At 55.7% G+C, this 26411-nt stretch carries 22 protein-coding genes; 8 read left to right on the top strand and 14 right to left on the bottom strand.

The features are described 5' to 3' along the window. The first annotated feature begins 137 nt into the window (after positions 1-137). Entirely contained in the window at positions 138-575 is a 438-nt protein-coding gene (lysM, locus tag AC0IXH_RS12310) for a peptidoglycan-binding protein LysM (protein ID WP_013201015.1), read from the top strand. Positions 576-602: 27 nt separating this feature from the next. Beyond that, positions 603-1175, top strand: coding sequence for a SadB/YajI family lipoprotein (locus tag AC0IXH_RS12315; protein WP_013201014.1), 573 nt, complete (start codon positions 603-605; stop codon positions 1173-1175). A gap of 45 nt (positions 1176-1220) precedes the next feature. On the opposite strand, the gene secF is transcribed toward AC0IXH_RS12315, so the two are convergent. The 5 genes from secF to queA form a co-directional block, all read right to left on the bottom strand. Next, positions 1221-2189: a protein translocase subunit SecF gene (gene secF, locus AC0IXH_RS12320; protein WP_013201013.1), complete on the bottom strand. Its 969-nt coding sequence runs from the start codon at positions 2187-2189 to the stop codon at positions 1221-1223. A gap of 10 nt (positions 2190-2199) precedes the next feature. After that, positions 2200-4047 carry a protein translocase subunit SecD gene (gene secD, locus AC0IXH_RS12325; protein ID WP_013201012.1) on the bottom strand — a complete coding sequence of 616 codons (1848 nt, stop codon included), beginning with the start codon at positions 4045-4047 and terminating at the stop codon, positions 2200-2202. A 27-nt stretch (positions 4048-4074) separates the two neighbouring features. Continuing rightward, positions 4075-4407, bottom strand: coding sequence for a preprotein translocase subunit YajC (gene yajC / locus AC0IXH_RS12330; protein ID WP_013201011.1), 333 nt, complete (start codon positions 4405-4407; stop codon positions 4075-4077). Between the two features lie 24 nt (positions 4408-4431). Next, on the bottom strand, positions 4432-5556 hold the full coding sequence (tgt, locus tag AC0IXH_RS12335) for a tRNA guanosine(34) transglycosylase Tgt (RefSeq protein ID WP_013201010.1): 1125 nt from the start codon (positions 5554-5556) through the stop codon (positions 4432-4434). 83 nt (positions 5557-5639) lie between these two features. Further along, positions 5640-6710, bottom strand: coding sequence for a tRNA preQ1(34) S-adenosylmethionine ribosyltransferase-isomerase QueA (queA, locus tag AC0IXH_RS12340; RefSeq protein WP_346565689.1), 1071 nt, complete (start codon positions 6708-6710; stop codon positions 5640-5642). A gap of 181 nt (positions 6711-6891) precedes the next feature. Between queA and AC0IXH_RS12345 the strand changes: the two genes are divergently transcribed. The 4 genes from AC0IXH_RS12345 to AC0IXH_RS12360 all read left to right on the top strand — a co-directional run bounded on the left by AC0IXH_RS12345 (position 6892) and on the right by AC0IXH_RS12360 (position 11938). Further along, positions 6892-7473, top strand: a complete 582-nt coding sequence (locus tag AC0IXH_RS12345; RefSeq protein ID WP_013201008.1) for an ACP phosphodiesterase — start codon at positions 6892-6894, stop codon at positions 7471-7473. 195 nt (positions 7474-7668) lie between these two features. Then, positions 7669-8271 carry a peroxiredoxin C gene (locus AC0IXH_RS12350; RefSeq protein ID WP_013201007.1) on the top strand — a complete coding sequence of 201 codons (603 nt, stop codon included), beginning with the start codon at positions 7669-7671 and terminating at the stop codon, positions 8269-8271. Positions 8272-8601: 330 nt separating this feature from the next. Continuing rightward, positions 8602-10554, top strand: coding sequence for an acyltransferase family protein (locus AC0IXH_RS12355; RefSeq protein WP_471720498.1), 1953 nt, complete (start codon positions 8602-8604; stop codon positions 10552-10554). Between the two features lie 94 nt (positions 10555-10648). Continuing rightward, entirely contained in the window at positions 10649-11938 is a 1290-nt protein-coding gene (locus AC0IXH_RS12360) for a histidine-type phosphatase (RefSeq protein ID WP_471720499.1), read from the top strand. Between the two features lie 43 nt (positions 11939-11981). Here the strand turns inward: AC0IXH_RS12360 and proY are convergent, their stop codons facing one another. From proY to phoB, 6 genes are all read right to left on the bottom strand, one after another. After that, positions 11982-13349: a proline-specific permease ProY gene (gene proY, locus AC0IXH_RS12365; protein ID WP_013201004.1), complete on the bottom strand. Its 1368-nt coding sequence runs from the start codon at positions 13347-13349 to the stop codon at positions 11982-11984. A 70-nt stretch (positions 13350-13419) separates the two neighbouring features. Beyond that, the gene (gene brnQ, locus AC0IXH_RS12370) at positions 13420-14745 is read right to left on the bottom strand and encodes a branched-chain amino acid transport system II carrier protein (protein WP_013201003.1); all 1326 of its coding nucleotides are present in this window, start codon (positions 14743-14745) and stop codon (positions 13420-13422) included. Between the two features lie 406 nt (positions 14746-15151). Next, entirely contained in the window at positions 15152-16255 is a 1104-nt protein-coding gene (locus tag AC0IXH_RS12375) for a cobalamin-independent methionine synthase II family protein (protein ID WP_471720500.1), read from the bottom strand. A gap of 175 nt (positions 16256-16430) precedes the next feature. After that, entirely contained in the window at positions 16431-17357 is a 927-nt protein-coding gene (locus AC0IXH_RS12380) for a PstS family phosphate ABC transporter substrate-binding protein (RefSeq protein ID WP_471720501.1), read from the bottom strand. A gap of 18 nt (positions 17358-17375) precedes the next feature. Next, positions 17376-18689, bottom strand: a complete 1314-nt coding sequence (gene phoR, locus AC0IXH_RS12385) for a phosphate regulon sensor histidine kinase PhoR (RefSeq protein ID WP_053141799.1) — start codon at positions 18687-18689, stop codon at positions 17376-17378. A gap of 23 nt (positions 18690-18712) precedes the next feature. Beyond that, positions 18713-19402 carry a phosphate response regulator transcription factor PhoB gene (gene phoB, locus AC0IXH_RS12390; RefSeq protein ID WP_013200999.1) on the bottom strand — a complete coding sequence of 230 codons (690 nt, stop codon included), beginning with the start codon at positions 19400-19402 and terminating at the stop codon, positions 18713-18715. A gap of 199 nt (positions 19403-19601) precedes the next feature. Between phoB and sbcD the strand changes: the two genes are divergently transcribed. Further along, on the top strand, positions 19602-20825 hold the full coding sequence (gene sbcD, locus AC0IXH_RS12395; RefSeq protein WP_346595158.1) for an exonuclease subunit SbcD: 1224 nt from the start codon (positions 19602-19604) through the stop codon (positions 20823-20825). Further along, on the top strand, positions 20822-24496 hold the full coding sequence (locus tag AC0IXH_RS12400; RefSeq protein ID WP_471720502.1) for an AAA family ATPase: 3675 nt from the start codon (positions 20822-20824) through the stop codon (positions 24494-24496). Before sbcD ends, AC0IXH_RS12400 begins: the two co-directional genes overlap by 4 nt. A 31-nt stretch (positions 24497-24527) precedes the next feature. Here AC0IXH_RS12400 and AC0IXH_RS12405 read toward each other — a convergent pair whose 3' ends face one another. Genes AC0IXH_RS12405 through AC0IXH_RS12415 form a run of 3 tightly spaced genes read right to left on the bottom strand, consistent with a single transcriptional unit; the run spans position 24528 to position 26221 of the window. After that, positions 24528-25172 (bottom strand): DUF799 domain-containing protein, encoded by a 645-nt coding sequence (locus tag AC0IXH_RS12405; RefSeq protein ID WP_013200996.1) that lies wholly within the window; start codon positions 25170-25172, stop codon positions 24528-24530. Next, a complete protein-coding gene (locus AC0IXH_RS12410) occupies positions 25172-25525 on the bottom strand; it encodes a DUF4810 domain-containing protein (RefSeq protein ID WP_013200995.1) in 354 nt (117 codons plus the stop codon). The genes AC0IXH_RS12405 and AC0IXH_RS12410 overlap by 1 nt, the downstream gene beginning before the upstream one ends. Positions 25526-25543: 18 nt before the next feature. Beyond that, positions 25544-26221, bottom strand: coding sequence for a CsgG/HfaB family protein (locus tag AC0IXH_RS12415; RefSeq protein WP_471720503.1), 678 nt, complete (start codon positions 26219-26221; stop codon positions 25544-25546). Positions 26222-26411 lie beyond the last annotated feature (190 nt).

Raw genomic sequence — 26411 nt, forward strand, 5'->3', positions numbered from 1 at the left:
TTTCCGTGCCTTTGGCGAATGTTGCCTCGCCGCTCAGAACCTGCGCGTGTCCTGACGTGGCTTAACGCTTTACCCGCTATAATAAGCAGGTTGTATAGCGTTATTTCTTCTCTAACCAAGGATAAACCGGAGGATATATGGGATTGTTTAACTTCGTAAAAGAAGCAGGTGAGAAATTGTGGGACTCCGTCACCGGAGGCGATGACCAGAACAAAAAGCTGCAGGAGCACATCACCAAGCTCAACCTGCCCGGCAGCGACAAGATTGACGTGAAGGTTGCCGACGGCAAAGCCAGCATCAGTGGCGATGCCATTTCACAGGAGTTGAAAGAGAAAGTGCTGATTGCTGTCGGTAACGTCGCCGGCATCACCGCAGTGGAAGACAACGTAAACGTGGAGCAACCCGCCACGGAAGCCCGTTTCTACACGGTGAAAAAAGGCGACACGCTGAGCGCCATTTCGAAAGAAGTCTATGGCGATGCTAATAAATACAATAAGATATTTGAAGCTAACAAGCCGATGCTGTCTGATGTGAATAAAATTTATCCCGGGCAGACATTGCGCATTCCAGAATAAATTGACGGCAAGGAGCTCTGAGCGGGTATGGCGAAAGACTTAAAGAAAAAACCTCTGCTGCTGGTTGCAGCATTGATGCTGGCGGGTTGTGCAGCACCCAAGCAGCAGCCAGAGCTGAATAAACTGCATAATCAGGTCGGTAAGCTCAATATTGAAATGCAGCAGCTCACTCAACAGGCTGCCAGCCTTGAACAGCAAAACATGCTGAACAGTACCTTAAACCAGGGAGCCTGGTTGCTGCCCGCCACTAAAACGGCAGTGGCATTGAAGAGCCAGGCTGGCGAAGTCCGCCTTTCCCTCAGCCAGATTGAAGGCGATGCTAACGGCACCCGTGCCATTCTGCATATCCGCTCGGCAGCGGATAACACCATACCGGCCTTTACCGCGCAGGTTGAATGGGGCGAAATGGACCCCACTACCGGTAAACCGCTGCAGGTAGACAGCCAGAGTCAGTCACTGACGGTGAAAGACTCGCTGCTGGCGCGCAGTGAAGTTACCGTGCCCTTACGCCTGAGCAATATCACCCCTGAGCAGTTGGGCTATATCAGGGTTCACGATATCGTGTTGCAAGATCCGCCAAAACCGGCCACCGCGCCATAAAAAAAGGGCCGCTTTCGCGGCCCTTTCTCATCGTAACGTCACAGCTTACGGCATAATTGAAGGTTGATCGGCACCCTCTTTTTCTACTTTGGTCTGCAGCATGTGCTCACGCTTCATGCCGAGTTTCAGCGCCAGCGCTGAAGCCACGTAGATAGAGGAAACGGTTCCGATAGACACCCCGATCAGCATCGTCAGCGAGAAGCCTTCCAGCAGCGCGCCGCCGAAGATAAACAGCATCAGCACCACCATCAGCGTGGTCGCCGAGGTCATGATGGTACGGCTTAACGTCTGCGTCAGCGAGACGTTAACGATATCGTAAGGCGTGCCGCGACGGATCTTGCGGAAGTTCTCACGAATACGGTCCGATACCACGATACTGTCGTTCAGCGAGTAACCGATAACCGACATCAGTGACGCCACGATGGTTAAATCAATCTCAATATGGAACAGAGAGAGGATACCCATGGTGATGATCACGTCATGCGCCAGTGCCAGCACCGCACCTAACGCCAGTCGCCACTCAAAGCGGAAACCGACGTAGATCAGGATGGCAATCAGCGCCACCAGCAGCGCCATGCCGCCAGCCTGCGCCAAATCGCTACCCACGCTTGGCCCAACAAATTCGATACGCTTAACCGTGGCGTTCTGCTCGCTGGCCTGGTTGATGATGCTCACCACCTTGTTACCCAGCTCCTGGCCCGCATTGCCCTCGTTAGGGGACATACGCACCAGCACGTCACGGCTGCTGCCGAAGTTCTGTACCTGAGGATCGACGAATCCTGACTTCTCCAGCGCACCGCGCAGGCTGTCAATATCCGCTGGTTTCTCCAGGGTGATTTCAATAACGGTTCCGCCGGTAAAATCCAGGCCCCAGTTAAACCCTTTCAGTCCCATGATCGCAAAGGACGCGATCAGCAGCAGAGCTGAAATGGTAAAGGCCACTTTATCCCAGCGCATAAAGTCATGAACTTTACGCCCGTAGTTCAGTTGTTCAACGGTATAGTCCTGTGCCACAACGCACTCCTCAGATAGACAGCTTGGTGATGCGTTTGCCGCCGTACAACAGGTTGACGAGGGCACGGGTACCGACAATGGCGGTAAACATCGAGGTCACGACGCCAATCGCGGTCGTAATTGCAAAGCCTTTGATTGACCCGGTGCCCACCGCATACAGAATAATTGCAGTGATCAGCGTGGTGACGTTGGCATCGACAATACTGGAGAACGCGCCTTTATAGCCTTCATGGATAGCTTGCTGAATGGAACGTCCATTCTTGATCTCTTCCTTGATACGCTCGTTAATCAGTACGTTCGCATCCACCGCAACCGCCAGCGTCAACACGATACCGGCAATACCCGGCATGGTCAGCGTTGCACCCGGCAGCAGCGACATGATACCAACAATCAGCACCAGGTTAGCCACCAGCGCCGAGGTGGCGATCACACCGAACTTACGGTAGTAAACCACCATAAATACGATAGAGGCGATCAGGCCCCACAGACAGGCTTCCAGACCCTGAGTGATGTTCTGCGCACCCATGGTTGGACCAATGGTACGTTCTTCAACAATCTGGATTGGCGCAATCAACGCACCGGCACGCAGCAGCAGTGACAGCTGGCGGGCTTCGTTCGGGTTGCTGATGCCGGTAATACGGAAGCTGTTACCCAGTCGGGACTGGATGTTCGCAACGTTAATCACCTCTTCCTGCTTCGCCAGGATCGCACGGCCGTTGGCATCTTTCTTACCGCTGTCTTTGTATTCCACAAACAGCGTTGCCATCGGCTTACCGATATTATCCTTGGTGAAGTTGGACATGATGTTACCGCCCGCGCTGTCCAGCGAGATGTTCACCTGTGCCTGGTTGTACTCATCCTGGCTCGACGTGGAGTCAGTAATGTGGTCACCGGTCAGGATCACGCGCTTGTACAGGGTCACTGGCTGACCGTCACGGGTGTTTTTCACTTCTGAATCACCCGGTACACGGCCGTTAGCCGCAGCGGTTGGATCAACAGTGGTGTTCACCAGACGGAATTCCAGCGTGGCGGTCGCGCCCAGAATTTCTTTCGCACGGGCCGTGTCCTGGATACCAGGCAGCTCAACCACAATACGATCGGAACCCTGACGCTGAACCAGCGGTTCGGCTACGCCAAGCTGGTTAACACGGTTACGCAGGATATTGATGTTCTGCTGAACCGCATATTCACGGGCTTCACGCAGACGATCGTCAGTCATCACCGCTCGCAGGGTATTACCGCTGGTTCCGCTGATCACCAGGTCACGATGGCGGTCCGACAGATAGCTGACGGCAGCATCACGCGACGCGGCATCACGGAAACGAATTTCCAGACCGTAATTGTCGGTTTTGCGAACGTTGGTATAAGGAATGTTTTTGTCACGCAGATCGCTTCTGAGGTTATCGATGTTCTGCTCCTGGAGTTTACCCAGAGCGGTATCCATATCGACTTCCATCAGGAAGTGTACGCCGCCGCGCAGATCGAGACCGAGTTTCATCGGCTCTGCGGCCAGCAAGGTCAGCCAGGTTGGCGTTGCGGGAGCAAGGTTAAGCGCGACAACGAAGTCTTCACCCAACACTTTGGTAATGGCATCACGGGCACGCAGCTGCACGTCACCGTTTGCGAAACGCGCCAGAATTGCGCCATTTTCCAGTGCAATGGATTTGCTCTGGATATTATCTTGCTTCAAGGCATCTTGGATCTGAACCAGCGTCTGCTCACTGGCGGCGCTTCCGCGCGCACCAGTGATCTGAACGGCCGGATCCTCACCATACAGGTTGGGAAGTGCGTACAGCAGGCCGCCGAGTAACACGACGATCAGCATGATGTACTTCCACAAAGGATAACGGTTTAACACGGCAGTTCCCTTAGGGAAAACAAAAAATTAAAGCGCCTTCATCGTACCTTTCGGCAGAACGGCAGCCACGAAGTCACGTTTAACTACCACTTCAGTAGTTTCGTTCAGCGCGATAGCAACATAACCGGTGTCAGCCACTTTGGTGACGCGGCCAACCAGGCCACCGGTGGTCAGCACTTCATCACCTTTAGAGATGGAGTCCATCAGCTTCTTGTGCTCTTTACCGCGTTTTTGCTGCGGGCGCAGGATCATGAAGTAGAAAATCAGACCAAAAACCACCAGCATAATAACCAGTGAATAAGGACTTCCCTGAGACGGCGCGCCAGCTGCTGCCACTGCGTCAGAAATGAACAAGCTCATTAAATTTCCCTCATTGTTTAATTATCAAACGGATAGTGGCGGAGCCGTGTTACCCGTCCGGTCGTAGAATTCAGTCACAAAGTGCTCTAACTTACCGTCTTCAATCGCCTGACGTAAACCAGCCATTAAACGCTGGTAATAGCGCAGGTTGTGAATGGTGTTCAGACGCGCACCCAGTATTTCGTTACAACGATCAAGATGATGCAAGTAGGCACGGCTGTAATTGCGACAGGTGTAGCAATCACACTCCGCATCCAGCGTTGCGGTGTCATCTTTATACTTCGCATTACGGATTTTTACGATGCCGTCGGTCACAAAAAGGTGGCCGTTGCGCGCGTTGCGGGTAGGCATCACGCAGTCGAACATATCGATTCCGCGACGTACGCCTTCCACCAGATCCTGAGGTTTACCGACGCCCATCAGGTAACGGGGTTTGTCTTCCGGGATCTGCGGGCAGACATGCTCCAGAATACGGTGCATATCTTCTTTTGGCTCACCGACCGCCAGGCCGCCCACAGCGTAACCATCAAAGCCAATCTCTACCAGCCCTTTTACCGAGACATCTCGTAAATCTTCGTAAACCCCACCCTGGATTATGCCGAAAAGCGCATTTTTATTCTCAAGAGAATCAAAGCGATCGCGACTACGCTGCGCCCAGCGCAGTGACATCTCCATCGAGCGCTTGGCGTAATCCCAGTCAGCAGGATAGGGGGTACATTCATCGAAGATCATCACGATGTCAGAACCGAGATCGTACTGGATCTCCATCGACTTTTCCGGGTCGAGGAAGATCGCATCGCCGTTGATCGGATTGCGGAAGTGCACGCCGGCTTCGGTGATTTTACGGATGTCGCCGAGGCTAAACACCTGGAAGCCGCCGGAATCGGTAAGGATCGGGCCTTTCCAGTTCATAAAGTCATGCAGATCGCCGTGCAGCTTCATCACTTCCTGGCCAGGACGCAGCCACAGGTGGAAAGTGTTGCCGAGGATGATCTGTGCACCGGTATCAATCACTTCTTCCGGCGTCATGCCTTTTACCGTGCCGTAGGTGCCCACGGGCATAAATGCCGGGGTTTCCACCACGCCGCGATCGAAGATCAGACGGCCACGGCGCGCGCGCCCGTCAGTTTTATCTAATTCGAACTTCACGTTGCCTCCACCAGAGATACAGTCTGATGTTAAGTGTTAACAGCCGCACAGGGTGCACGGCTGAGGATACTGCCGGTTGGATGTTATTCGCCAACCTGCTCGGTAACAGCCCCGGGATTGCGGGTGATAAACATCGCATCGCCGTAGCTGAAGAATCGGTACTGCTCTGCCACCGCCTGCTGGTAGGCGTGCATCGTATTGCGGTAACCCGCAAACGCCGAGACCAGCATAATCAGCGTGGACTCCGGCAGGTGGAAATTGGTCACCAGCGCATCAATCACCTGATACTGGTAGCCGGGGAAAATAAAGATTTTGGTATCGTCGAAGAACGGCGCGATCAGCGCATCCTGAGCCGCCTGCGCGGCGCTTTCCAGCGAACGCACGGAAGTGGTGCCTACGGCCACCACGCGGTTGCCACGGGCTTTACAGGCCAGCACCGCATCCACCACATCCTGCGGCACTTCGGCATACTCCGCGTGCATAATGTGGTCTTCAATGCTGTCCACCCGAACGGGCTGGAAGGTCCCTGCCCCAACGTGAAGGGTGACAAAGGCCGTTTCGATGCCCTTTTCACGCAGCGCGTCGAGCATGGGCTGATCGAAATGCAGGCCGGCCGTTGGCGCAGCGACAGCGCCCGGGCGCTGGCTGTAGACGGTCTGATACAGCTCACGGTCAGCGTCTTCATCAGGACGGTCAATATAAGGCGGCAGCGGCATATGCCCCACCGCATTGAGGATATCCAGTACCGCGCGCTCATCGTCAAACTGCAGTTCAAACAGCGCATCGTGGCGGGCAACCATTGTCGCTTTGACGCTTTCATCATCGCCGAGCAGTAACTCTGCACCCGGCTTTGGCGCTTTCGACGCCCGCACATGGGCCAGCACGCGATGGTCATCGAGCATGCGCTCAACCAGCACTTCAATTTTGCCGCCGCTGACTTTACGACCAAACACACGCGCAGGGATGACGCGGGTGTTGTTGAACACCAGCAGGTCGCCAGGGGTGAGCTTATCCAGCAAATCCGTAAAGATGCCATGAGACAACTCGCCATCCGGTCCGTTAAGGGAAAGGAGACGACATCCGCTGCGCTGGGCCTGCGGATAATGGGCAATCAAAGATTCGGGCAACTCAAACGAAAAATCGGCAACGCGCATGGTCATTCACTGTTGGGAAATCAGGGCGCACATTCTAGCTGAAATCCCGCCATTTCTAAACAATCTAATGCTGCACGCGCCGGGAACACCTCCGGAGTCCTGTCAGAGCCGCATTCATCCAGAGTTCCTGCACCGGCTAACGCAACTACACCACCAGCGGATTAGGCGATATACTCCCCGGATGAACTTTCTTGCGCATCTCCACCTGGCCTCGCTGGCCGAAAGCTCCCTGTTGGGCAATTTGATGGCCGATTTTGTGCGGGGTAATCCGCATAACGACTGGCCGACGCCGGTTGCCGAGGGCATTTTGCATCATCGTCGCATTGATGTGATGACCGACGCGCTGCCCGAAGTGCGCGCTGCGCGTGACTTTTTCCGTGCCGAAACCCGTCGCGTTTCCCCCATCACCCTCGACGTGATCTGGGATCATTTTCTGTCACGAAACTGGGATAAAATCGTTCCGGAAATTTCCTTGCCAGCTTTTTTGGCTCAGGCAAAATCTGTGATCGCGCCCGAATTAGCCTCGACACCCGAGCGATTCCAGAATCTTAACCGTTATTTATGGTCCGATCGCTGGATGGAGAAGTACGCCGATGCCGATTACCTGCAGCCGGTACTGCGGGGCATGGCCAGTCGTCGCCCACGCCTGGCCGCGCTGGAAGATTCGTTCGACGACTTTATTGATAATTATCAAATATTTGAAGATTTTTTTTGGCAGTTTTATCCGCGTATGATGGATAAAGCCGTGCATAAAGCGCTGTAAAAGCCGGGTGAGACGTTTGCCGCTTGCCCTTTTGGCGAAAACGGTTATTGTATGAGGCTGCTTTAAGCATTTTAATTTTTTGATAGGTTTTACCTATCTGAACAATCAGCGTTTTACGCTGGCACCTGTCCCGACATCGCTCTTATACTGCAGGCGATTCGTCTCATTAACCCACCTCTCTCTACAGGAGTGAACATGGTCCTGGTAACTCGTCAAGCCCCAGATTTTACTGCCGCAGCTGTGCTGGGCAACGGTGAAATCGTTGAGAACTTCAACTTTAAAAAACACACCGCTGGTAAAGCCACCGTTGTGTTCTTTTGGCCAATGGATTTCACCTTCGTTTGTCCTTCTGAACTGATTGCTTTCGACAAGCGTTACGAAGAATTCCAGAAGCGCGGCGTTGAAGTTGTCGGCGTGTCTTTCGATTCTGAGTTTGTGCACAACGCATGGCGCAAAACCCCAATCGAAAAAGGCGGCATCGGCGAAGTGAAATACGCCATGGTTGCTGACATCAAACGTGAAGTGCAGAAAGCGTACGGTATCGAACATCCGGACGCTGGCGTTGCACTGCGCGGTTCATTCCTGATCGACAAAGCCGGTGTGGTTCGCCACCAGGTTGTTAACGATCTGCCACTGGGCCGTAACGTTGACGAAATGCTGCGCATGGTTGACGCGCTGCAGTTCCACGAAGAGCACGGCGAAGTGTGCCCGGCTCAGTGGGAAAAAGGAAAAGAAGGTATGGGCGCGTCTCCAGACGGCGTTGCTAAATACCTGTCTGCGAACGCGGCTAAGCTGTAATAGCGTCCGCTGTCGAAAAGGCTCGCTTCGGCGGGCCTTTTTCATTTCTGCGCCCCACCATTTTTTTCACTTAATTGTTAGTTCCCCTCTGCTTAGCCGAAATTAACACCGGTCGTTTTAAGATAATTCCCTCAGGAATATCTATATTTGTTTCTCCGTATTGGAAATCCCCGCGTATTGCCATAGCCTGATATGAAAATTAGTCCAATTATTCATCGCGGCTTGCTTCACAGGTGGCCTGACAGAAGTCAGTAACGCGTGTGGGGTAATCAGTTGTTATTTTCGTTTTTTTATTAACGGCAATACTGCGTATTTTTGGGATCAGTGACCATGAAGAGTGTGCATCTATTTTCCTATCGTAAAGACATTGACGGGCTGCGGGCCCTTGCGATCCTGCTGGTGGTTCTGTTCCACTCTGGCGTTGGCGCGTTATCGGGCGGATTTATTGGCGTTGACGTATTTTTTGTTATTTCTGGATTTTTAATTGGCAGCATTATCTCCAGAGAAATAAGCAATAATACCTTCACCTTTTATCAATTTTACGTTCGACGCATCCGCCGTATTGCCCCCGCCCTGTTCTTTATGTTGTTTTGCATCACCGCATTAAGTTACAGCATTTTGTCACCGCTGGAATTCCGCGATCTGGCAAAGTATGTCACCGCCGTATTGCTGTTTGTTCCCAACGTCATGCTGTTGAAAGGCATTGATTACTTTAATCCCAACGCCGACCTCAATCCGATGCTGATGACCTGGTCGCTGGGCATTGAAGAGCAATTTTATTTTGTGCTGCCGGCGTTGATGATCATTGCCCACCGGTTACGATTTTCACTGAAGGCGGTCATTGTTACCCTCAGTCTGGCCTCGCTGGTCGCGGGCATTATCATCACCCCAATCAACGGCAACAGCGCGTTTTACCTGTTGCACACCCGGGCGTGGGAGCTTGGCGCAGGAGTGCTGTTGGCTCTGTGGCGCAACCAGCCGGTGACCGGCAGCAAAGGCGTGCCGTTGACGCTGGCGGGCCTGCTGTTAATCCTGCTGCCGGTATTTTTCCTCGATAAAGAGAGTGCTTTTCCCGGCTTCCTCGCGCTGATGCCGGTGGTCGGCGCGGTGCTGATTATTCTTACCCATAACCGCCTGCATCAGACTCTGCTGGAAAACCCGCTGATGGTATTTATCGGCAAGGTTTCCTACTCATGGTATTTGTGGCACTGGCCGTTACTGAGCCTGGCCCGTATCAGCGCGAACGATCCTTTAAGCGTGGTGCAGGGATTATCCATCAGCGCTGGCGCACTGCTGATTGCCACCTTTTCCTGGTACTTTGTCGAGAAGCCGTTCCGGCGTCCGGCTCAGCCGCAACAGCGTATTATAACGTCCTACGCCATATTATGCGTGGTCGGTATTCTGTCATTCGTTTCTATCTATATGACCGGCGGGCTGAAATATCGCGTTAACGATTTGGTGAACAACGGTGAGCTGTTTAAGGTCGAGGCGGAAACCAATCCCTGCCTGTTAACCTATGGTGCCAACCTGCCGTCAACCAACAGTCTGTGTATGCCGGCGATAGCGGTGCCGGCTGTGGCACTGGTGGGCGACAGCCATGCTGCGGCGCTGCGCTCGGCCGTCGCGCAATATGCCTTGAAAAATAAAAAGCCCTTATTCCAGATGACCAAATCCTCCTGTCCATTTTTGATTGGCAGCAGCCGCTATATGCTGGATCATCCTGAACAGGGCGACCAGTGCACCGCCTTTAATAAAGAAGTGATGAAAACGTTACTCAGTGACAAGGTCGACGAAGTGGTGATTACCGCATTCTGGTCATCCGGCTTTTCATTAATTCCCGGCTATGGCTATCGCTCAATCGATGGAAAACAACAGGATAATTATCTGGCGCTCGATCAGGGCCTGGGTAATGCGGTAAAACTATTACGCGCGGCGAATAAGAAAGTGACAATAGTGGAAGATGTGCCGAGTCTGGATATCGATCCGCTGCGTTACAGCATTACCCAGAATATCCCGCTGCGGGCGAAAATTAACGCGTGGCTGAGCAACGGCTCTGGCGTAAATACGGCTGCCGACCGCACGCTGCGTTTTCATCTGACGGAAGATAAAGTCAATAAAATCCTCGGCGCCTATGCGCAGCCGGGGGTGAAAGTGCTCAATTTGAAAGAGAATTTATGCTCGCAAAAAGGCTGTCTGATTGCCAGTAAAGGCTTGCCGCTTTACTACGACACCCACCATCTTACCGATCTGGGCAGCAGCATTGCACTGGGCAACAATTTGTAGCCTTGCCCGCAGCGTCACGGTTTCAATGGCCTGACGATTGCGTTACTGTCAGGGGCCTGGCACGCCCCTGACTCAACGCTAAGCAAAGGAAAACATGGACGCTAAACTCTCCCTTGTGACCACCCTGATGGTTTCTGTCCTGTACGGGGTCTTCAGCCCGTGCGTCGCGGCGAAAGCAGAAGACTACACGCTGGAAAAAGTGGTCGAAGTCAGCCGCCATGGCGTGCGGCCGCCCACCCCGGGCGATCGTCAGTCCATTGAAGCGGGCACACAGCGCAGTTGGCCGCGCTGGTTAACGGCCGACGGCAACCTGACCGGCCACGGTTACACCGCCGTCTGGTTGAAGGCCCGCTATGAAGCCGGGCGCTATCGCCAGCTGGGCGTGTTAAAAGCCGGTTGCCCATCCCCTGGCGACGTCTATATCCGTTCCAGTCCGTTGCAGCGCACCCAGGCCAGTGCAGAAGCCTGGTCTGCGGCCGCGTTCCCTGGCTGCGGCGTTCCGGTGCATGCGCTGGACAAAGACGATGCGCTGTTTGCCTTCCCCTCGGATAAAGTCAGTGAGTCGCAAAAGGCCCGCTATAAGCAGGAAGCGCTGGACGCACTGGGCGGCACCCCCGAACAGGCGCAGCAGCGTCTGCAACCGCAAATTGACGCCCTTAAACACGCCGTTTGCCAGCATCACCAGCCCTGCCCGGCATTCGATCGGCCCTGGACTCTGAACGTCTGGTCGAATGGCGGCATCGCTATCCAGGGGCTGGATACCCTGGCGGCAATGGCAGAAAGCATCCGCTTAGCCTGGAGTGAGAATCAGCCGTTGAGCAAGGTGGCGTTTGGCCAGGCGGATAGTGCGGCCAAGGTCAGCGCATTACTGCCTTTGCTGACGGCGAAATATGATTTCACCAACGATTTGCCTTCCGCCGCACGCCGGGGCGGCTCGGTGTTGCTGGATCAGATTGCCAAAGCGTTGCAAACCTCTCAGTCGCAGGATGCACCACCCGACGTGCGCTGGTTATTGTTCGTCGCCAGCGATATCAACCTCTCCTACCTGCGCACGCTGCTGCACTTCAGCTGGCAACAGGGCGATTATCCACGAGGCAATCTGCCGCCCGGCGGCAGCCTGGTGTTTGAACGCTGGCGCGATAATCTCGGTAAGCGTTTTCTCCGGGTCTACTTCCAGTCGCAAAGCCTGGATCAACTGCGCCAGCTAACGCCCATCAGCGCCAGCGATCCGTTGCTGACCACGGAATGGCACCCCGACGGCTGCAAACGCACCGAGGTGGGCACGCTGTGCCCTTATGACGCTGCCTTACAGCGTATCGGGCAGGCGACAGATCGCTCAAGTCAGGTGCCGGTCAGCTACCCTCAATCCGCATCGCAGCCATAAAAAAACCGCCCACGTTGGGGCGGTTCTTAAACGGTTAGCGCGGTTAAGCGTTGGCGTTCTTGTTCAGCGTTTTCTTCACAAACTGCCAGCTCACCAGCAGCACCACCAGCCAGGCGACACCGACATACAGCGAAATTCGCGTATCCGGGAAGTAGCCAATCAGGCCGATGATAAAGACGAGGAACAGGATGCCTACGATGGCGGTAAAGATGCCGCCTGGCACGGCAAACTTCAACGCTTTCGCCTGCTCTTTGGTCAGCGAGCGGCGGAAACCAATCTGGGCGAAGAGGATCATAATCCACACCCAAACGGTGGCAAAGGTCGCCAGTGAGGCGATCACCAGGAACACTTTTTCCGGCATCAGGTAGTTCAGATAGACCGCCACCAGCATCGCCGCCATCATCACCAGCACCGTCACCCACGGAATGCCGCGACGGGAAACCGTAGCGAACATTTTCGGCGCGTGGCCCTGCTCGGCCATACCGTGCAGCATACGTCCGACGCCAAACACATCGCTGTTAATCGCCGACAGTGAGGCGGTGATCACCACAAAGTTCAGGATTGCCGCCGCGGCCGCAATGCCCATATGCTGGAAGGTCAGCACGAACGGGCTGCCGTTGGTGCCGACCTGGTTCCACGGGAAAATCGACATAATCACGAACAGCGTGCCGACGTAGAACACCAGAATACGCAGCGGAACGGTATTGATCGCTTTCGGGATCGAGGTTTCAGGATCTTTCGCTTCACCTGCGGTGATGCCGATGATCTCAATGCCGCCATAGGCAAACATCACAATCTGCAGTGACAGCACCATGCCAATCACCCCGTGGGCGAAGAAGCCGCCGTTGGTCCACAGATTATGGATGCCGGTCGGCTGACCGCCGTTGCCGATACCCCAGAAGATGATGCCGATACCGGCGACAATCATAATAATGATGGTCGCGACCTTGAACAGCGACAGCCAGAACTCCACTTCCCCGAACACTTTCACCGTGGCCATGTTAATGGCGCCGATAATCAGCACCACGCTCAGCACCCAGATCCAGTGCGGAACGTCCGGGAACCAGACGCCCATATAGATACCAAAGGCGGTGACATCGGCGATGGCGACAATCAGGATTTCAAAACAGTAGGTCCAGCCGGTGATATACCCGGCCAGCGGGCCAAGGTAGTCCTGCGCATAGCGCGAAAAGGAGCTGGCCTGAGGATTGTTGACGGACATTTCGCCGAGCGCGCGCATGATGATATACGCAATCGCGCCGCCGATAATATACGCGAGAATCACGCTCGGACCGGCCATTTTCATCGCGTCTGCCGAGCCATAGAACAGCCCGGTGCCGATTGCCGATCCCAATGCCATAAAACGAATGTGGCGGGTACTCAGTCCCTTTTTGAGCGTATTTTTTGTCATGTTTCGGGTTCTGCTTTCACTCTGACTGCGTCTTCTGCCGCACGGGCAACAGAAGACGCGGGGGTTAAGACTATTTCTGCTGCGCGCTGACCTGCTCACGACTGCCGGAGACGCGGTCATACACGGCCACCAGTACCAGCATGGCCAGCGATGGCGGCAACCAGGCCAGACCTTGTTCTGCCAGCGGCAGATGCTGGGCGAACGCCGGCAGCAAATCTTTCCAGCCGGTGGTTTTGATCGCATCAACAATGCCGAACAGCAGGCTGACCAGCATGGTTGGCGCAATAATGCGGGTGTTTTTGTTCCACCAGCTCAGGGTAAAGCTCAGCAGCACCAGCACGATGCACGGCGGATAAATTGCGGTCAGCACCGGAATGGAGATGGCAATCAAATGGCTCAGGCCGAGGTTAGACACCACCATTGAGAACAGACCCAGCACAAACACCAGCTGGCGATAGCTCAGCGGCAGGTACTGCTCAAAGAACTCGGCACAGGCACAGGTCAGGCCAACTGCCGTCACCATGCAGGCCACAAAGATCAGCGCGGCGAGGAACACGCTGCCCATGCCACCGAAGGTCTGCTGAACATAGGCGTGCAGGATAGCTGCGCCGTTGGCACCCTGATCAACGATAGCTGAACTGTTGGAACCCAGCTTGAACAGCGCCAGATACACCAGCGTCAGGCCGACACCGGCAATCAAACCGGCCAGTACGGTATAACGCGTCAGCAATTTCGCGTCACTGACGCCACGCGAACGCGCTGCGTTGACAATCACGATGCCGAACACCATTGCCCCCAGCGTATCCATGGTCAGGTAACCATTGACGAAGCCGCTGGAGAACGCCGCATGTTGATACGCCTCGGTCGCCGGGGCCAGGCCGCCAGCAGGCCAGATCAACGCCGCGATGCCCAATATCGCCAGCGCCACAATTTTCAGCGGCGCCAGGAAGTGGCCAACGGTGTCCAGCAGTTTGCCGGGATAAAGGGAAATGCCGATCACCAGCGAGAAGTAAATCAGGCTGTAGATAAACAGCGGCAGCCAGCCGTCACCGGTCAGTGGCGCGATGCCGACTTCAAACGAGACGGTTGCGGTACGCGGCGTGGCGAACAGCGGGCCAACGGCAAGGTAGCAAACGGTGGCCAGCACCAGTCCGGCTGCTTTGCCGATAGGCGTACTCAGCGCATCCACGCCGCCGCCGACACGGGCCAACGCAATGACGGTGATCACCGGCAGACCTACGGCAGTGAGCAGGAAGCCGAGGGCCGCAATCCAGACATGTTCACCAGACTGGATGCCGACCATAGGCGGGAAAATAATGTTACCTGCACCCACAAACAGCGCAAAGGTCATAAACCCCAGTGCCAGGATGTCTTTGGAAGTTAAACGATTCGTCATAAGCAGAAAATTAGCCCGTACTGGTGTTAAGTGAAGTCGCGATGTCAGCTTCATCACCCTGCCTGCACTAAAAACGCCAGAATTTCAGACCGATACAGGGCGATTGTCTGTCCTGTGGTCACTCTGGTAGCGGATTTGCGCTGATTTTAATCTGTTTACAGGGGGATAACGTAAAAACGGCGCTAAGTAAACCGTTTATAGGGCAGAAAGGCAAGGCGGGATCGGAAAAGCAGAGCGATATGTTGCAAAAAAAGAACCAGCCAGTGTATCGCTTCAGGTTATCGGCTGGATGCCTTACATGATTTGTATTTTATTTGTGCAACGCGGGGTTAATTTCTGCAGGGAATGGCCGGATGATGCACAAAAGGCGCGGAATTCCGCGCCTTTTACACAGGTTGATGCAGGGTTACCAGACGTCTTTGGCGATATCGACCACCAGACGCAGCTTCGCCCACTGCTGCTCTTCGGTCAGGCTGTTGCCCTCTTCAGTGGAGGCAAAGCCACACTGCGGGCTCAGGCAGATTTGATCGAGGCTGACAAACTGCGCCGCTTCGGCAATCCGCGCTTTCACCGTTTGCGGATTTTCCAGCTCACCGTTTTTAGTGGTGATCAGGCCCAGCACCACCTGCTGCTTGCCGGGTTTGATAAAGCGCAGAGGCTCGAAGCCGCCGGAACGCTCGTTATCATACTCCAGGAAGAAGGCATCAATATTCACGGTGCCGAACAGAATTTCTGCCACCGGCTCATAGCCGCCTTCGGAGATCCAGGTTGAACGGAAGTTGCCGCGACAGACATGCAGACCAATGGTCAGATCGTCCGGCTTGCCTTCGATGGCTTTATTCAGCACCTGCGCATAAATGCGCGCCAGCTGTTCTGGATCGTCGCCGCGCTCGCGGATCTGGCTTTTCTGATCTTCAGAACAGAGGTAAGCCCAGACGGTGTCGTCGAGCTGCAGGTAACGGCAGCCGGCCGCATAAAATGCGCTAATCGCGTCACGGTAGACGGTGGCCAGATCGTCGAAGTAGTCGTTAAGATCCGGGTAAACGTTGGCGTCGATCGCCTTACGGCCACCGCGGAAGTGCATCACGCTTGGGCTAGGAATGGTCATTTTCGCCACCGCGTCGCCGCTGATACTTTTCAGGTAGCGGAAGTCTTCCAGCATCGGATGGTTACCGAAGGCGATCTTGCCGGTGACACGGATACCGTGGGCTTTGGTCTGCACGCCGTTGAACTGGATGCCCTGCTCAGACTCATAGCGCTCAACGCCTTCCAGGCCATCGAAGAAGTCAAAGTGCCACCACGCGCGGCGCAATTCACCGTCGGTGACCACCTTCAGTCCACAGGCGCGCTGATGAGTGACCACATCACGAATGGCTTCATCTTCAATACGACGCAGGGCAACGGCATCAATCTCACCCTTCTGGAACTGCTCGCGCGCCTGTTTGATGGCGGCGGGACGAAGGAAGCTGCCTACCACTTCGGCACGATACTGAGCTGAATCTCTTTGCATGTTGTGTCACTCCTGACCTGCGCACACGCGCATAATTTACCGGTGAAATTATCACGAATCGTTATTCTTAGACTTCTGGATGTCTATATGTCCAGACGCAAGAGTGTCATGAGAGCGACGCTGGCGCAAACGAGGATAATTCATCAGACATGAAAAAAATTCATCTTGGCCGGTGTTAACGATCCTCAATCAGCGCACGCGCCTGACTGACCTGCTCTGGCGATAACGGCAGATATCCCGCCTGGGTGACCAGCGCCTGGCCGTCAGCGGATAACACGTGATGAAGAAACGCGGCGGTAAGAGGTTCCAGCGGCTTGCCGGGTGGTTTATTGACGTACAGGTACAGCTTGCGGGCGTAAGGATAACGGCCGCTGCGAATATTGGCCGCATCCGGCGCCACCCAGTTCTGGCCATCGCGGGACACCGGTAATGTCTTCACACCGCTGAGATGAATGCCCATGCTGGCATAGCCAATGGCATTCAGCGTGCCCGCCACGGCCTGCACCACCGCCGCAGAGCCGGGATATTCCCCGACATCATTGCGGAAATCGCCATTGCACAACGCCTGCTGCTTGAAAAAGCCCCAGGTGCCGGAAGCGGAATTGCGGCCAAAACGCTGCAAAGGACGGGACACCCAGCTTGGTTGAGTTAACTGCACATCGCCCCAGCGATCCACCGCGGAGAGCGCGCCACAGCGCCGGGTAACGGAAAAGATCGCATCGAGCTGCTGCGTATTCAGACCCTTGATCGGGTTGTCCTGATTGACCACCACCACCAGCGCATCCATCGCCACCGGCACGGCCAGCGGTGGATAGCCATAGCGGTCCTCGAACAGCTGGCGCTCAACCGCCTGCATCGGGCGACTCATTGCGCCAATCTGCGCCGCGCCGGCCGCCAGCGAGGTGGGTGCGGTAGAGGAACCAGCGGCCTGCACCTGCACATTTACGCCCGGAAACTGCCGGTTGAAGCTATCGCCCCACAGCGTCATTAAGCTGCCGAGGGTATCCGAGCCAACGCTGGTCAGGTTACCGGCCAGCATCCCCTCTTGTGCCTGGGTGGTCAGGCTGAAACAGGCCAGCAGCATCAGAAACAGCTTTTTCATCACAGGGTTCCGCTACGATCATCGAACCGCATTCTGTGCCAACTCGCTGCTGACAATCAACCTTGGTGGTAAGGAGAAGCTGAAACAGGTCTCTTTGCCAGGCTGGCTGGTGATGTCCAGCCGGGTGTTGTGGTGGCTGAGCGCATGCTTGACGATCGCCAGGCCAAGCCCGCTGCCGCCGGTTTGCCGCGAACGGGCCTTATCGACGCGGTAAAAGCGCTCGGTCAGCCGGGGAATATGCTCTTGTGCAATGCCCGGACCGTTATCCTTCACCTTAAATTGCGCGCCCTGTGGAGTTCTCAGCCAGCTGATATCGATGCGCGTGCCGGCCGGCGTGTGGTTAACCGAGTTGTACACCAGGTTTGAGATGGCGCTGCGCAGCTGTTCATCATTGCCATACACCCGCAAATCCGCGTCCATCGTGAAGTGAATCTCGTGCCGGCCCTGGCTCAGGGTTTCCGCTTCACGCTGCAGCAGACGCAGCATCATCGGCACGTCGACTTTTTCCTGCAGATCCAGCGCCGGTGCGGCTTCAATCCGCGACAGGGTCAGCAACTGTTTCACCAGGCCGTCCATGCGGCGGGTCTGCTCCTGCATGGTGTGCAGGGCCTTGTCACGCAGCGGGCCTTCCATCACCGAATCGTTCATCATCTCCAGATAGCCCTGCAGCACCGTTAACGGCGTGCGTAGCTCATGGCTGACGTTAGCGAAGAAGTTGCGCCGGGCACCCTCAAGCTGATGCATCTGCGTCACATCACGGGCCACCAGCAGCCATTGCCCTTCCGAGTAGGGCATTACGCGGAATTCCAGCTGACGATTGCTGTTCAGCACCAGCGTCAGCGGTCGGGTAAAATCGCGCTGCCGCACATAGCGGGTAAACTCGGGATAGCGCAGCAGGTTAAGGATGTTCTGACCATTGTCTTCCGGCCAGCGCAGTCCCAGCATCTGTTGCGCCAGGCCGTTACACCAGAAAATGGTGCCCTCTTCTGTGGTCAATACCACCGCATCAGGTAAGGATTCGGCGCCACTGCGAAAGCGTTTGATCAGATGGCCCAGCTCACGCCGACGCCGGCGATTTCTCGCCTGCATCTGGTAAAGGCCATAAAAGAGAGGTTCCCAGCTGCCGCGCCCCGCCGGTGGCGTCATGCTGCGGTCAATCCACAGCCAGTGGGATAAACGAAGTAAATTAGCGAAATGCCAGCCCAAAACGGCTAACACCGATACCAGTAGCAGCCAGGGCAGGTAGCCCACCAGCAGCCCCAAAATCAGGGCCGGAAGGCAGGCGAGCACCACTTCCAGCAACAATCTCTTCCAGGAGAGGCGTTCCAACACGGTGAAGACTCCAGTGCGAACGATCAGTAACGTGCAGAGAAACGGTAACCTGTTCCGCGAACCGTCTGCACCATGCGATCGTGCCCGGTCAGTTCCAGCGCTTTACGTAAGCGGCGAATATGAACGTCAACGGTACGATCTTCGACGTACACGTTAGTGCCCCAGACATGATTAAGCAACTGCTCACGGCTGTAAACCCGCTCAGGATGGGTCATAAAGAAATGCAGCAGCTTGTATTCCGTCGGCCCCATTTCCAGCGGCTGGGTGTCTGACATCACGCGATGAGACGAAGGATCCAGGCTCAGTCCCTGCATCTCAATCACTTCTTCCACCGCCATTGGCGAGATCCTGCGCATCACCGCTTTAATCCGCGCCACCAACTCTTTCGGCGAAAACGGCTTGGTAATATAGTCGTCAGCCCCCACTTCCAGACCGCGAACGCGATCTTCTTCTTCACCGCGCGCCGTCAGCATCATCACCGGAATGTCGCGGGTCATCGCTTCACGCTTTAAATGCTTGATAAACTGAATGCCTGAACCACCCGGGAGCATCCAGTCCAACAGGATCAAATCAGGCCAGGGTTCGATAAGCAAATTGACCGCACTGTCATAATCTTCCGCTTCTATCGGTTGATAGTCATTTTGCTCCAGCACGAAACACAACATCTCACGGATTGGGGCTTCATCTTCGACTACCAGAATACGCTTAGCCATTATTGCTCCTGCTACTGTGACGGAATGTCACTGGATTTGCGGCGTCATTATGCGTCAGTTTTATGACAGTTTTATGAAAAAAGCACGGCCCGGGCCGCCGTTTAATAACACTTTTGTGAAGGTTACAGTCATTCAGACTGGGGTTTTACGCGTTGCTGTTTATAATCGTCGACTCTGCCTTGCGCCTTAAAGGGATCTCATGCGAATTATCCACACGTCAGACTGGCATCTGGGCCAATTTTTTTACACCAAAAGCCGCGCCCCGGAACATCAGGCTTTTACAGACTGGCTGCTGGCTCAGGCGGTGGAACATCAGGTAGATGCCATTATCATCGCGGGGGATATCTTCGACACCGGTTCGCCGCCCAGCTATGCGCGCGAGCTGTATAACCGTTTCGTGGTCAACCTCCAGCAAACCGGCTGTCAGCTGGTGGTGCTGGGTGGCAATCATGATTCCGTCGCCACGCTGAATGAATCGCGTGAGCTGCTGGCCTGTCTCAACACCCGGGTGATCGCCGCGGCCAGTGACGATATCGCCCAGCAGGTGGTGATCCTGAATAAGCGCAATGGCGAACCTGGCGCGGTCCTGTGCGCCATTCCCTTCCTTCGCCCGCGTGACATCACCGTCAGCCAGGCCGGTCAGTCTGGCCATGAGAAGCAGCAGACCCTGCTGGAGGCCATCACCCAGCATTACGATCGCTGCTGGCAGGCGGCGCAGGCCGAGCGGCAAAGGCTGGATTTACCGTTGCCGATTATTGCTACCGGCCATCTGACCACCGTCGGCGTGACCAAAAGTGATGCGGTACGCGATATCTATATCGGCACGCTGGATGCTTTTCCGGCCCAGGCATTTCCCCCGGCGGATTACATCGCGCTCGGCCATATCCACCGCGCGCAGCGCATCGCCAACACGGAGCATATTCGCTACAGCGGCTCCCCGATTCCGCTCAGTTTTGACGAGTTGGGCAAAGACAAAAGCGTGTTTCTGGTCGACTTTGCCGACGGCAAGCTGAGCCAGGTTGAAACGCTCTCCGTCCCGCTGTTTCAGCCGATGCAGATGATCAAAGGCTCGCTGGAGGAGATTGAGCAGCAGCTGGCCGCGATTGCGCCGCGTGAAGATGGCAAGCCGGTGTGGCTGGATATCGAGATTTCCACCCAGGCGTGGCTGAACGACCTTCAGCGGCGTATTCAGGAACTGACCCAGGAAATGCCGGTAGAGGTGGTGCTGTTGCGCCGCAGCCGCGAGCAACGGGAACAGGTTATCGACCGGCAAAACAATGAAACCCTCAGCGAACTCAGCGCGCAGGAGGTGTTTAGCCGCCGTCTGGCGCTGGAAGAAAATGAACAGCCTGAACGGCTGGCGCGGGCGACGGCGCTGTTCACCCTGACGCTGGCAGAAATTGATGATGAGGTGCAACCGTGAAAATCCTGACGCTGCGGTTCAAAAACCTCAACTCGCTTAAAGGCGAATGGAAGATAGATTTTACCGCCGAGCCCTTTGCCAGCAACGGTTTGTTTGCCATTACCGGCCCGACCGGCGCGGGAAAAACCACCCTGCTGGATGCCATCTGCCTGGCGCTGTACCACGAGACGTCGCGGCTGGGGAAACTCTCGCAGACGCAGAACGATTTGATGACCCGCGACACCTCAGAATGTCTGGCCGAGGTTGAATTTGAAGTGAAAGGCGTGGCCTGGCGGGCATTCTGGAGCCAGAACCGCGCACGCGGCGCGGTGGATGGCAATTTGCAGGCCCCGCGCGTCGAGCTGGCCCGCTGTGATGACAACAAAATCGTCGCCGATAAGGTGAAAGACAAGCTGGATATGCTGACGGCGCTGACCGGGCTGGATTTCGAGCGCTTTACCAAATCGATGATGCTGTCGCAAGGGCAGTTTGCCGCCTTTCTGAATGCCGATGCCAACAGCCGGGCAGAGCTGCTGGAAGAGCTGACCGGCACCGAAATCTACGGTCGCCTGTCCGCCAACGTCTTTGAACGGCATAAAAACGCCAAAGTGGCGCTGGATACGCTGCGTGCGCAGGCCAGCGGCATGGCGCTACTCGACGAAGAGCAACTGCAGCTGCTAACAACCCAGTTAGAGCAGTTGGTGTCGGATGAGCAGGTACTCACTTCGCAACATCAGCAGCACAGCCTTTTATGGCAATGGCAGCAGCAATATCACGCGGCCTTGCAGGCGCTGAAAGCGGCCGAAGACGATCATCAGCAGGCCGAAAGCGCCTGGCAACATGACAGCGGCGAGCTGGCGCGTCTGGTTCAGGCCGAACCGGCAGAAAAACTGCGCCCGCTCTGGCAACAACGCGAACAGTATCAGCAGGATGCGCATCAGCTCAGCATCCAGCTGCAGAACCTGTCCCAGCAAAAGGATCGGGCTCAGCAGCAGCTGACCGGCTTAACCCAGCAGCTGAAAGCGGCCGATGAGGCACGGCAACAGCATGAAGCGCATCGCCAGCAGCAGGAAACGGTGATTACCGACAGGGTGCTGCCGCTGGATAACCGCATCGCCACGCTGGACCAGCAAAACCAGCTGCTCGAAAAAGAGGTCAGTGAGTACCAACAATCTCTTAATCGTCGGCAGGATGCCCTGCAGCAGAACCAGAAATCCCAGGCTGAGAAGCAACTTCAGCAGCAGCAAACCCGCCAATGGCAGCAGGCACATCCGCACTTTTCCGGCTGGGGTGCCTCCCTTCCCCTGTGGCGCGTGCGCTTTGAGCAGCAGCATCAGAGCGAACTGGCGCTGACTGCACTGCAGGCACGCAGTGCACAACAGGCCGCTCAGGTGGTTCAGCAGGAACAGCATTACACCGCGCTCGATCGGCAGATACAGCCTCAGCAACAGCAGCTGGAACAGGCCAAAACCCGCTGTGATGAAGCTGAAAAATTGCATCACCAGCGTCAGCTGCAGCATCCGGAAGATCGGCTGCAGGCCTCGCTGGCCCAGCTCAGCCAGCAACGTCCACTCCGACAAACGCTGGCGCTGCTGATCCCGCAGTGGCAGCAGTTGCAGACCCGCATGCAGCGACAGCAAACCAGTCAGTCAGAGGGTCAGAAACAGCTGAAGCTGACCGAACAGCAACTCGAGGTGCTGCGCGCGAACTGGAAAGAGAAGCATCAGCACTGGCAGGATCTGGAGAAGCGCTGCGAGCTTGAGAGGCGCATTGCCGGGCTGGAGCAGCAGCGGGCCTTACTGGAAGCCGGTCAGCCTTGTCCGCTGTGTGGCGCGTGCGAGCATCCTGCAATTGCCGACTATCAGGCCCTTGAGCCGTCAGAAAATCAGCAGCGGCTGGTCAAACTGAAAGCCGAGGTCGATAGCCTGAAAGATCAGGGCACGGCGACGCGGGAACAGTTGAAAAACCTGCAGCAGCAGGCGGAGAAAGAGCAGCAGCTGCGGGAAGAGAACGATCGTGAAGCCGCACAGTTACAAAGCCAGTGGCAGACCGCAGTCGATGGCCTGGCGTTAACCCTGACGCTGGCAGACCGGGAAGAAACGCAGCAATGGCTGGCCGCTCAGGATCAGTCAGAAGCTGAGGGTCAGGCTAACTTACTCAGCCTGCAGCAAAGCGCGCGAGAACTGCAACAGCAGAAAGATGCGCTGAACCAGCGGCAGAATGAGCTGGCAGCATTGCTGCAGCAGCAACAGCTGGCAGGTCAGCAACTGCTTACTACCCGACAGGCGCTGAGCGAGCTGGAGCAGCAGCATAAACAGCAGCAGGCCGCCGTGCAGCAGCAGCGCGACGACCTGCAGGCCTCGCTGGCCGAATCTGCGCTGACGCCACCCGAGCCGGGCAGCCATGAAAGCTGGCTGGCCAGCAGACAAGATAAGTGGCAGCAGTGGCTGAAAGCGGAGCAGGCGCTAACTGACCTGTTGCCACAGCTGACGACCCTTGCCACTCAGCAGCAGGCATTGAGCGATGAAATCGGCCGCGAAAAATCGCGCCTTGCGGAACTGGCACTGCGCCTTAACACCGAAGCTGAATCGCTGAGCGAATTGCGAGCCCAACGCCTGCAGCTGTTTGGCGAGCAGGCAACTTCAGCGGTACAACAGCAGCTGCGTCTGGATTCTCAGCGTCACGCCGAAAGCAGCCAAGCCTGCCTGCAGCAGTGGCAGACAGAGCAGAACCAGTTAAATACACTGACCGGACAGCATAACTCACTATCTGAGCAGTCGGTTACGCTGGCACGACGGCTTGAAGATGCTCAGCAAGCGTTGAATACCGCACTGGCCGCCAGTCACTTCAGTGATGAAGCGGCCTTCACTGCCGCATTGCTGGATGAAGAGCAGACGCTGAAACTGCGTGCATTGCAAAAGCAGCACGACCAGCGTCGCCAGCAAGCCAGCGTATTGCTGCAACAGGCGCAAAAAATCCGGGATCGGCATCTTGAGCAGAAACCCGCCGAACTCACGGAGCAGACTGAGGCGTTAAGTGAAGCGGTCAGCCGGCTGGCTAACCTGCTGAAAGAGAATAATCGCCAGCAAGGGGAAACCCGCCAGCAGCTGACCAGCGATGCCGCGCGTCGCCAGCAGCAGCAATCGTTACTGGAACAAATCCGGCAGAACGAACAGGAAGTGGAAGACTGGGGCTATCTCAACCAGCTGATCGGGTCCCGCGAAGGGGATAAATTCCGTAAGTTTGCCCAGGGACTGACCCTTGATCACCTGGTGTGGCTGGCGAACAACCAGCTGAACCGGCTGCACGGACGCTATCTGTTGCAGCGTAAATCGAAAGAGGCGCTGGAGTTGCAGGTGGTGGATACCTGGCAGGCAGATTCACTGCGCGATACCCGCACCCTGTCCGGCGGCGAAAGCTTCCTCGTCAGCCTTGCGCTGGCATTGGCGCTGTCGGACCTGGTCAGCCATAAAACCCGGATTGAATCCCTGTTCCTCGACGAAGGTTTTGGCACGCTGGATGCGGAAACGCTGGACAGTGCGTTGGACGCGCTGGATGCCCTGAATGCCAGTGGCAAAACGATTGGCGTGATCAGCCACGTGGAAGCGATGAAAGAACGCATCCCGGTGCAGATCAAGGTCAGAAAAGTCAACGGATTGGGTTACAGCAAGCTGGAAACGCCCTCGGCGTAAAGCGGGCGCCTGGAAGGCGCCCGATGATGACTTACAGGGTCGGTGATTTCGCGCGCGGCCCTTTTAAAATGCCGCCATTGTCATTGGCGCTCAGCAAACGGGCACTGGTGACAGAGGCCACGGTATGCGCCTCATCGCTGACGTTGTTGACGATCTGCTTCACCGCCGCCGCAACCAGCATCCCCACCAGTCCCTGGTTATTGTTGTTTTCGTTGTTCGCCGCGGTGGCCAGTCCACTCCAGATCTGCGTGCCGGTGCGCAAATCCACCAGTTTGGCAGTGGCCGTCACCTGGGTCACGCTGTCTACCACAATGTACTTGGTGCCGTACGAAGTGATATCGATGTACAGCGCCGCATCCGCATTGAAGATACTGCGCAACTTAGCCGCGCTGACGCCACGAATGTCGGTGGCATTGGTCAGGCCGTTCTGATTAAAGGTCTCTTCCACCACGGCGACCGGGAAGACGTAGTAGCCCGATTCCGCCAGCGGCTGTGTTACCAGCGAGGCAAAGCTGTGGGCGGCATTGATATCCGTGGTGCGATTTTCCGCAGGCAGCACCAGAATCGAGGCCGGCTTGCTGGCACGGAACGCGGTGTAATCATAAGGCGTTTTTTTGGCGCAGCCGGTCAGGGCCAGCACCGCCAGGACGGCGGAAATAACTACAATTTTCTTCATTAATTTGCTCCCTGCTTATTACGCATCAGAAAGTCCATATAGTGAGCGGATTCAGGAAACGCGGTTTTCTCGGCGTTAAATTGCTCGAATGCCAGATCCGGATGACCGGTATCGACATACAACAATCCCAATTGCGCGCGCAGGCCTGGCGCTACCGGTTTATTTTTGGCATGGGCTTGCTGAATAACTGCATTAAGCGTCTCAATTTCTTTTTCAGGTGCCGCACTTTTCTGGTAATAGCTGTAAAGCGAGGGCTGATAGTCACCCCAATAATAGATATTGCTACTTTTTTCGGCGCAGGCCGTCAATAACAGCGCGGTTGTCGCTATTAGCAGTGTCTTATTAATTCGCATTGTATTCCCTTCCCTGAGTTATTTAGCTGCGCGCCATGCGCCGGACTCCAGTCCGCTGACCAGATGATTTACCGCTTCACGCATCGCCAGATCGATCACCTTGCCATTCAACGTTGAGTCATAGCTGGCGGTGCCGCCAAAGCCAATCACTTCACGATTTGAAAGCTGATATTCGCCCGCGCCCTGCACGGAATAAACCACTTCAGAGGTGGCAACATCGACGATATTCAGGTTCACTTTCGCGTAAGCAACCTGCGTTTTCCCCCGGCCCAGAACGCCCCACAGCTGCTGATCGCCGACTTCCTTGCGTCCGAACTCGGTGATATCACCGGTCACCACATAATCCGCACCCTTGATGGTCTGCGCGCTGCGCTTGTAGCCCGCTTCAGCCTTCAGCTCATCCAGGTTGGCGCGATCCAGCACGTTAAAGCGGCCGGTTTGCTGCAGGTGGGTGATCAGAATCGTTTTGGACTGATTGCCCAGACGATCGACGCCATCCGAGAAGATGCCGTTCATATACGCGGAACGGTTATCGAACTTACCGACCGCGATGGGGCTTTTAGCGCCCTGCCAGGCCGGTTGCGTGGCAGCAGTCACCTGAGGCGCTTCAATGGCACGCGAGGATTCGGTCGCGCAACCGCTGAGCATGGCGCTACTTAATAAGGTCAATGCGAGGACGTTAATATAAGGTTTCATTTCTGTTCCATGAATTAAGGTAAAAACCCGTCTGACGGCTTCATTTACGGCAAACCTGTTGCTCTACTTCCCGAAGCACTTAATAAAAACAGGCATAATTTACGCTGGAAAAGGAGAATTGAAAAATAATTTATTTCCGTTATTAAGTAAATTCCCTGCCAGTTTGTTTTAATCTGAGAGAATATATTCG

The organism is Erwinia sp. AC075 (genome assembly GCF_979253995.1).

What these genes read in the sequence shown, in the direction of transcription:
- lysM (WP_013201015.1), top strand. Translation starts at nt 138, where the DNA reads ATGGGATTGTTTAACTTCGTAAAAGAAGCAGGTGAGAAATTGTGGGAC.
- AC0IXH_RS12315 (WP_013201014.1), top strand. Translation starts at nt 603, where the DNA reads ATGGCGAAAGACTTAAAGAAAAAACCTCTGCTGCTGGTTGCAGCATTG.
- yajC (WP_013201011.1), bottom strand. Translation starts at nt 4,407, where the DNA reads ATGAGCTTGTTCATTTCTGACGCAGTGGCAGCAGCTGGCGCGCCGTCT.
- queA (WP_346565689.1), bottom strand. Translation starts at nt 6,710, where the DNA reads ATGCGCGTTGCCGATTTTTCGTTTGAGTTGCCCGAATCTTTGATTGCC.
- AC0IXH_RS12345 (WP_013201008.1), top strand. Translation starts at nt 6,892, where the DNA reads ATGAACTTTCTTGCGCATCTCCACCTGGCCTCGCTGGCCGAAAGCTCC.
- AC0IXH_RS12350 (WP_013201007.1), top strand. Translation starts at nt 7,669, where the DNA reads ATGGTCCTGGTAACTCGTCAAGCCCCAGATTTTACTGCCGCAGCTGTG.
- AC0IXH_RS12355 (WP_471720498.1), top strand. Translation starts at nt 8,602, where the DNA reads ATGAAGAGTGTGCATCTATTTTCCTATCGTAAAGACATTGACGGGCTG.
- AC0IXH_RS12360 (WP_471720499.1), top strand. Translation starts at nt 10,649, where the DNA reads ATGGACGCTAAACTCTCCCTTGTGACCACCCTGATGGTTTCTGTCCTG.
- proY (WP_013201004.1), bottom strand. Translation starts at nt 13,349, where the DNA reads ATGACAAAAAATACGCTCAAAAAGGGACTGAGTACCCGCCACATTCGT.
- brnQ (WP_013201003.1), bottom strand. Translation starts at nt 14,745, where the DNA reads ATGACGAATCGTTTAACTTCCAAAGACATCCTGGCACTGGGGTTTATG.
- AC0IXH_RS12375 (WP_471720500.1), bottom strand. Translation starts at nt 16,255, where the DNA reads ATGCAAAGAGATTCAGCTCAGTATCGTGCCGAAGTGGTAGGCAGCTTC.
- AC0IXH_RS12380 (WP_471720501.1), bottom strand. Translation starts at nt 17,357, where the DNA reads ATGAAAAAGCTGTTTCTGATGCTGCTGGCCTGTTTCAGCCTGACCACC.
- phoB (WP_013200999.1), bottom strand. Translation starts at nt 19,402, where the DNA reads ATGGCTAAGCGTATTCTGGTAGTCGAAGATGAAGCCCCAATCCGTGAG.
- sbcD (WP_346595158.1), top strand. Translation starts at nt 19,602, where the DNA reads ATGCGAATTATCCACACGTCAGACTGGCATCTGGGCCAATTTTTTTAC.
- AC0IXH_RS12405 (WP_013200996.1), bottom strand. Translation starts at nt 25,172, where the DNA reads ATGAAGAAAATTGTAGTTATTTCCGCCGTCCTGGCGGTGCTGGCCCTG.
- AC0IXH_RS12410 (WP_013200995.1), bottom strand. Translation starts at nt 25,525, where the DNA reads ATGCGAATTAATAAGACACTGCTAATAGCGACAACCGCGCTGTTATTG.
- AC0IXH_RS12415 (WP_471720503.1), bottom strand. Translation starts at nt 26,221, where the DNA reads ATGAAACCTTATATTAACGTCCTCGCATTGACCTTATTAAGTAGCGCC.